The sequence below is a fragment of the Marinobacter persicus genome (assembly GCF_002934325.1).
Lineage (GTDB): Bacteria > Pseudomonadota > Gammaproteobacteria > Pseudomonadales > Oleiphilaceae > Marinobacter > Marinobacter persicus_A.
On the sequence record NZ_PTIV01000021.1, the window covers coordinates 62,173 to 68,999 of the forward strand.

A 6,827-nucleotide genomic window follows, 5' to 3' on the forward strand; every position below is an offset into this window, starting at 1 on the left:
GCTAATAACTGCTAGACTGACCAATACATGCCATCCGATGTCAAAAACGGAGTCCCACTCTGTTTCTGCGAAGGAGGTAACGTATGGAACTGAATCTTAATCCCGAAACCGTGTGTCTGTTGATCACCAAGGCCCATGAATTTCACGCCAAGGAACAGGTGACCATTACCGAGAACCCCACCAGCCCGGCGGATGACTGGGCAATGCAGACCCTTGCTGACCATGCCGACGATGCCACCTATCAGGAAATGGTCAATCTCATCAATGACCTGGATCCGGACCAGTTGCTCGAATTGGTCGCCCTGATGTGGCTGGGACGAGGGGATTTTGCCTTGGAAGAGTGGCAAGAGGCGCTGTCCCAGGCGGCTGATTCCCACACCTCCCACACGGCCAGTTACCTGATTGGCACGCCGCTGGTGGCTGATTACTGGCAGGAAGGGCTGGAGTTGCATGGCTACACCTGCGATTGATCAAGCAAGGCAGGGCAGAATGCATACTTTAAGATTGATGCTGTGCGGCGATGTGATGACCGGGCGGGGCATTGATCAGATTATGCCCCAATCGTCGGATCCAGCTCTTTTTGAGCCAGTAGTACGCTCCGCGAAGGAATACGTCACCCTGGCGGAAAAGCGGTACGGGACCATTCCACGCAACGTTGAACCCGATTACATCTGGGGCGATGCACTGCCGTTAATAAAGCAGGTGCAGCCCGATGTACGCATTGCCAACCTGGAAACTGCCGTCACCACCAGTGATGATCGCCAGCGAAAAGGCATCAACTACCGCATGCACCCGGCCAATGTCACCTGCCTGCAGGCGGCAGAGCTTGATGTCTGCACCCTGGCCAACAATCACGTGCTGGACTGGGGCAAACAAGGCCTTCGGGAAACCCTGGATGTTCTGCAAAATGCTGGCATTCAAACCGCCGGCGCAGGCCTGGACCTGAATGCCGCTAAGGCGCCAGCCATACAGCAAACAGGCGAGGGTAGAGTGCTGGTATTTGCCGGAGGCCACCCAGACAGTGGCATTGAATTCGGCTGGGCCGCTACCGCCAGTCGCCCCGGCGTTCGGTTGCTGCGGGATTTCTCATCTTCCACCGTTGCTAGCATCGCCCAGAGTATTCAGGCCCAGCGCCGGGACGGCGATGTGGTGGTTTACTCAATCCATTGGGGCGGCAACTGGGGCTACGATATTTCCGAAGAACACCAGGCGTTCGCGCGGATGTTGATAGATGAAGCCGGTGTGGACTTGGTCTTCGGTCATTCCTCCCATCATCCCAAAGGCATGGAGGTCTATAACAAGAAACTGATCCTCTATGGGTGTGGCGACCTGATCAACGATTACGAAGGGATTACAGGCTATGAACAGTTTCGCCCCGACCTTCGGGTGCTCTATTTCCCGTTGCTGAACCAGCACGGTGATTTGGAGGGCCTGGACATGGCGGTGCTGGACACTGCGCGTTTTACCCTGCACCGACCCGCTCCTGAAGATGTCGGCTGGCTACGGGAGCGAATGGCGGAGGCCAGCCGTGAAAGCGGCGTTGACGTGCGCAGCAAAGGCGACAACATTCTCGAACTGCACTGGTAACCCCCTAAACCTGGCAGGCCTTTTCCTTCAGCAGCACGTTCAGAATCCGGTGATTGAGTGAGTAATCGACAGGCAGCTCAATCAGATGAACGCCAGGGCTTGCCAGGCAGTGATCCAGCGTTTCCTGAAAGTGGTCGTCACTGGTGGCCAGATAACCATTGGCGCCATAGCTGCGGGCATAATCAACAAATTTCGGGTTACTGTAGTCCAGTCCGTAGTCATCAAACCCCATGCCTTCCTGTTTCCACTTAATCATCCCAAACGCGTTGTCGTTCAGTACAATAACCACCAGATCAAGCTCCAGCCTCACTGCGGTTTCCAGTTCCTGTGAATTCATCATGAAACCGCCGTCGCCACAGATGGCGACCACTTGGGAATCAGGACGAGCAATTTTCGCAGCGATGGCCGAGGGAAGGCCGGCTCCCATACTGGCCAAGGCGTTATCCAGCAGCATGGTATTCGGCTTGTAACACTTATAGTTGCGGGCAAACCAGACCTTATAGATGCCATTGTCCAGGCTCAGAATGGCACCGTCGTCCAGTTTGCTCCTGAGCAGATTGACCAGGCGCTGGGGCAGCATGGGGAAGCGGTCGTCTTCAAAATAACGGGAAAGATGAGTGTCCACCTCCTTTTTCATGGCTTCGAAATAGGAGAGATCCCAGTGATCCTGCTTACGGATTTGCTGGCCCAGATTTTTCAGAGACAACGCAATGTCACCCACAACATTGAGCTGGGGGAAATAGACGGCATCCACCTCGGCCGGACAGAAGTTGATGTGTATAACCTTTTTGCCGCCATGCTCCATAATGAAGGGCGGTTTTTCCACCACATCGTGACCTACATTGATGACAAGATCTGAATGGTCAATGGCGCAGTGAATAAAATCATTGGCGGATAGGGCAGCTGTGCCCAGGTACAGCGGGTGGCGTTCGTCGATCACCCCTTTGCCCATCTGAGTGGTAAAGAAAGGAATGCCGGTCGCATCCACGAAATCCGTTAGGGCTGAACAGACCCGCTTTCGGTTTGCCCCCGCGCCAATAAGCACCAAAGGAGACTTCGCAGCTTCGATCATGGCCACCGCTTCAGCCAGACTTTTGTCGTTGGCCGCGGGCATACGGTGACCAACCACCTCGAAAACAGTGTCATCACAGTCTTCTCTTGCGATGTCTTCCGGTAACTCGAGATGCACCGACGCAGGCCTTTCTTCCATCGATAGACGAAAGGCTTCACGAACCAGGGGCGCGATGGTGTTGCCATTAACAATTTGCCGGGTGAAACGCGTGACCGGCTGCATCAGATCCACCACATCCAGAATCTGAAAGCGACCCTGCTTGCTGGATTTGATGGGTTTCTGGCCCGTGATCATCAACATAGGCATGGCACCAAGCCGGGCAAACGCTGCCGGTGTCACAAGATTGGTGGCGCCCGGGCCGAGTGTTGCCAGGCAGACACCGGTCTTTTCGGTGATGCGGCCCAGGGTGGCGGCCATGAAACCCGCACCTTGTTCGTGACGGGTAACAATCAGGCGGATGCTGGAATCTTTCAGCGAATTCAGAAGGTCGAGGTTTTCTTCTCCCGGAACTGCGAAGATATACTCAACACCTTCGTTTTCGAGAGCCTTTACCAGCAGGTCTGAAGCTTTCATCTCGCGCCCCGTTTCGGTGTGTGGGCTTCATATATAGAGGGTTGGCAGACAAACGTGAAAAATAGCCCAAAAACACTCCCAACCTATTGAACTACCGTTTTTTTGGTCACCCGAACCCGAGTTCATGTCATTCTGACCGATAAAAGTAACTCAGCCTTGTTGTCGGCCCCGCAGACTCTACTCGACTGGGGACTGACCTTAGCGGATGCGGATTGCCTGGAAGACGCCGTGCCGAAGACCCGGCTGATGTCGAGTGAAGATGCTACGGTGTTGTGGGGCGCTCGGCACCAGCTTTTTAAAAGCCGGTCGCCGGTCACGACAGACAGCAAGGGTGTCTGCCAGGGCGACAATACGTTGAACGCCTCCTGTCTCTGAAGAAGCGAGGAGTTACCTGTCTCACTGGAAGGAGAAGCTCCTTAGCTGGCCTCGGCATCCGCGTGATGTTGCATATTAATCTGGCGCAAACTTGGCTAATGTGTAACTGACGCTTGTCTATATGTTTAGCTTACGATTTACTGTTATCGAATCATCAATAGCAGGACAGTGACATGGCCCCGCAAACTCCTCGAGAACAGTTTCCTTTCGCCAATGCCCGGGTAGCAAGACGCTGGCGCAAGTTGTTGGATGAGCGCCTGAAAGACCTGAATGTCACCCAGGCGCGCTGGTCTACCATGGTCTACTTGCAGCGCGGTGGTGAAGGGCTAACCCAGCGGGAGCTAGCCCGCCTGATGGCCATTGAGAACCCAACACTAGTCCGCCTGCTTGACGGCCTCGAGGAACAGGGCCTGATCGAATGCCGGCTCTGCAAGCTTGATCGGCGTGCCCGGCGGCTTTATCTCACCAATGCCGGTGAGCGCTTTATGAGCGAACTGAATGAGCGGGCGAATGTCTTGCGAGAGGAGATGCTGAAAGGCATTGAAAATACCGACCTGGAAGTCGCCCTGCGTGTTTTTGAGCGGGTTATGGAAAATTCTGCCAACCTCAAAAATACCTGAACCCGAAACATTTTTCAGGCGCGAGCGACAAGATTAGAACTGGAGCGTTCCGCACATTCCACCGGCACAGGACAGTTCCATCACGGCTAGCTGTCAATCATTACTTGTGTTACGTTTAGTTTATACTGAACAGATTGAACAAGTTGTGCGGACAGCCGTCTCATCATTTCTGGCCGGCGACCAAAAAGTCGCCGTACGGAAGGTATGTCAGCATCCGGGAGCAAGTTCTTTTACATCCGGTTCAACCCAGCTTTGGCAGAGGAATCTTCAGTGAAATCTGGATGTTGCAGAAAGCGTTACCGGAATTGGTGCTCAGGTCTGTTGCTGGGTTCTCTTGTGACATCAGCTTCCGCTGAAGGCCTGCTGTCCCTGAAAGTAGAAAACGATGCGTTTTCCGCCGGCGGCGATGGTCAATATACCAACGGCGTAGAGGTGATCTGGGCTTTTGAGCCCCCTGATCGACATTGGAGCCGCCGTCTTGCGGACGTTATTCCCGGCTGGTCTGGCAGTAGTCTTGCCGGCGCAACATATCGGCTAGGACAACAGATGTATACGCCGGAAGATATAGAGGTTGAAGCGCTTATTAAAGATGATCGTCCCTATGCCGGCCTTTTGTTTGGTGGGATTTCGCTACTAAGCGAAAGGGAACACGGTGGTTTGCGTTTGGCAGATAGCCTGCATATCGACGTGGGCATCGTAGGCCCGGCCTCCGGCGCTGAGGTGGGTCAACGAAATTTCCATGAACTTATTGCGGCAGACAAGCCGAGGGGTTGGGATAACCAGCTTGATAACGAGCCAGTTATCAATTTCGGTTATGAACGTGCCTGGTTTATGAAGCAAAACTTCTCTGGTCTGACCATTGAATATGGGCCGTCTGCCGGGTTTGCGCTCGGCAACCTGTATACCTACGCTTCCGGCGGCCTGGGGTTTCGTTTGGGAGAGGGGCTTGATCGTAGTTTCGGCATTCCGTCAGTCGCTCCTGCACAAGGCGGGCAATCCTCTTTTCGGCGGGATCAGGGCTTTAGCTGGTACGTCTTCGCTGCCGTTGAAGGGCGCTATATGGCACACAACCTGCTGCTCGACGGCAACAGTTTCGAGGACAGCCACTCCGTTGATAGTCGCGAATGGGTTGGCGACGCCCAGGTGGGTGCGGCATTGACCTGGGATCGCTGGCAGATCGCTTACACCTACCTGTGGCGAAGCGAAGAATTTGAGGAAAAGGACGGCGTCGATCAGTTTGGATCGATCGTTCTGTCTACCTGGTTATAAACGAAGGCATGGATCGAACGGTTTTTGAGTCTTTGGCCCATTCAGAGGTTAGTTATATGGAAACAGAGAAGAGTTTGATGGTGCGTCTATTTGGGGCCCGCATGCTGCCCATGTGGTTGGCGGTTCTTTTGCTGGCTGGTTGTGACAACTCCTCCGGTCAGACAAAGGCTGAACGGTCTGCGCCGCCGCCTCCAGAAGTCGGCGTTGTTGAGGTGCAGCCGCAGCGTGTGAATCTTTCAATGGAACTGCCGGGCAGAACCGCCGCTTACCGTATCTCGGAAGTGAGGCCGCAAGTCACGGGCATTTTGCAGGAGCGCTTGTTTGAACAGGGCGCCCAGGTCAAAGCAGGTGAGGTCCTCTACCAGATCGACCCCAACCGATACCGTGCTGCCCATCAGCGGGCCCAGGCAGAACTGGAGCGCGCACAGGCCGAATTGCGACAGGCGCAGCGGGAGTGGGCACGTACGTCAGACTTGTTTGAGAAGAATGCGGTCAGCAAGCGTCAACGTGATGAAGCGCTATCGGCCTTGGAGGCAGCCCGGGCGGATGTCTCCCGATCCCAGGCGATGCTCGAAACGGCGGGTATCGAGCTGGCGTATACCGAGGTCAAGGCTCCCATCGCCGGGCGCATTGGCCCGACACTGTACACGGAGGGTGCGCTGGTGACCGCCAATCAGCCCCAGGTCCTGGCGCGCGTGGTGCAGCTTGATCCCATGTATGTCGATATTCAGCTACCGGTCGAAAAACTGGCTCGAATTCGGTCGTCTCTGAAGGAGGGCGCTGCTTCTGAGGCCGGCCCAAATGAAGCCGAGACTGTTTTGTTGCGCGAAGACGGTACCGTCTATCCCCACAGAGGTCGCGTTGACGTTACGGATGTTACCGTCAACCAAAGCACGAGTTCCGTCACTGTGAGAGCCGTTTTTCCCAATCCGGACGAAGATCTCCTGCCAGGAATGTACGTGCGCGTTCGTCTGAGTGAGGGAATTCGGGAGAACGCCATTCTGGCGCCGCAGCAGGGCGTGAGCCGTAACCCGCAAGGAGAGGCCACCGCGTTGCTGGTCAACCCGGAGGGTGAAGTTGTCGCCCGCCAGTTAGAGGCAGAGCGGGCCATTGGCGCTTTCTGGCTGGTGGAAAAGGGGCTGGAACCGGGGGATCGCCTCATTGTCTCCGGCCTGCAAAAGGTTAGGCCAGGAGCCAAGGTGAAGCCGGTTGCCGCAGATATTCCATTACATCCCCCCCAAAACCAGCAAGCCAGTGGCACGAATAATCCGAAGAAGAACGCCTCCGACGACGAGGGCACCGCGCAATGATTAATTTCTTTATTTCCAGGC

Annotated in this window: 6 protein-coding genes; 5 read left to right on the forward strand and 1 reads right to left on the reverse strand. The window is 55.2% G+C overall.

Annotation, left to right across the window (positions count from 1 at the left end; translation table 11 throughout):
* The first annotated feature begins 83 nt into the window (after positions 1–83).
* A complete protein-coding gene (locus tag BY454_RS11570; RefSeq protein WP_104416569.1) occupies positions 84–470 on the forward strand; it encodes a DUF3775 domain-containing protein in 387 nt (128 codons plus the stop codon).
* Positions 471–489: 19 nt separating this feature from the next.
* Positions 490–1,587: a CapA family protein gene (locus tag BY454_RS11575; RefSeq protein WP_104416570.1), complete on the forward strand. Its 1,098-nt coding sequence runs from the start codon at positions 490–492 to the stop codon at positions 1,585–1,587.
* A gap of 4 nt (positions 1,588–1,591) precedes the next feature.
* Here the strand turns inward: BY454_RS11575 and BY454_RS11580 are convergent, their stop codons facing one another.
* On the reverse strand, positions 1,592–3,232 hold the full coding sequence (locus BY454_RS11580) for an acetolactate synthase large subunit (RefSeq protein WP_104416571.1): 1,641 nt from the start codon (positions 3,230–3,232) through the stop codon (positions 1,592–1,594).
* A gap of 548 nt (positions 3,233–3,780) precedes the next feature.
* On the opposite strand from BY454_RS11580, the gene BY454_RS11585 reads away from it, so the two are divergent.
* The 3 genes from BY454_RS11585 to BY454_RS11595 all read left to right on the forward strand — a co-directional run bounded on the left by BY454_RS11585 (position 3,781) and on the right by BY454_RS11595 (position 6,806).
* The gene (locus tag BY454_RS11585; protein WP_104416572.1) at positions 3,781–4,227 is read left to right on the forward strand and encodes a MarR family transcriptional regulator; all 447 of its coding nucleotides are present in this window, start codon (positions 3,781–3,783) and stop codon (positions 4,225–4,227) included.
* 336 nt (positions 4,228–4,563) lie between these two features.
* Positions 4,564–5,496, forward strand: a complete 933-nt coding sequence (locus BY454_RS11590; protein ID WP_225316764.1) for a lipid A deacylase LpxR family protein — start codon at positions 4,564–4,566, stop codon at positions 5,494–5,496.
* 56 nt (positions 5,497–5,552) lie between these two features.
* Positions 5,553–6,806, forward strand: coding sequence for an efflux RND transporter periplasmic adaptor subunit (locus tag BY454_RS11595; protein ID WP_104416573.1), 1,254 nt, complete (start codon positions 5,553–5,555; stop codon positions 6,804–6,806).
* Positions 6,807–6,827 lie beyond the last annotated feature (21 nt).

What these genes read in the sequence shown, in the direction of transcription:
- BY454_RS11570 (WP_104416569.1), top strand. Translation starts at nt 84, where the DNA reads ATGGAACTGAATCTTAATCCCGAAACCGTGTGTCTGTTGATCACCAAG.
- BY454_RS11575 (WP_104416570.1), top strand. Translation starts at nt 490, where the DNA reads ATGCATACTTTAAGATTGATGCTGTGCGGCGATGTGATGACCGGGCGG.
- BY454_RS11580 (WP_104416571.1), bottom strand. Translation starts at nt 3,232, where the DNA reads ATGAAAGCTTCAGACCTGCTGGTAAAGGCTCTCGAAAACGAAGGTGTT.
- BY454_RS11585 (WP_104416572.1), top strand. Translation starts at nt 3,781, where the DNA reads ATGGCCCCGCAAACTCCTCGAGAACAGTTTCCTTTCGCCAATGCCCGG.
- BY454_RS11595 (WP_104416573.1), top strand. Translation starts at nt 5,553, where the DNA reads ATGGAAACAGAGAAGAGTTTGATGGTGCGTCTATTTGGGGCCCGCATG.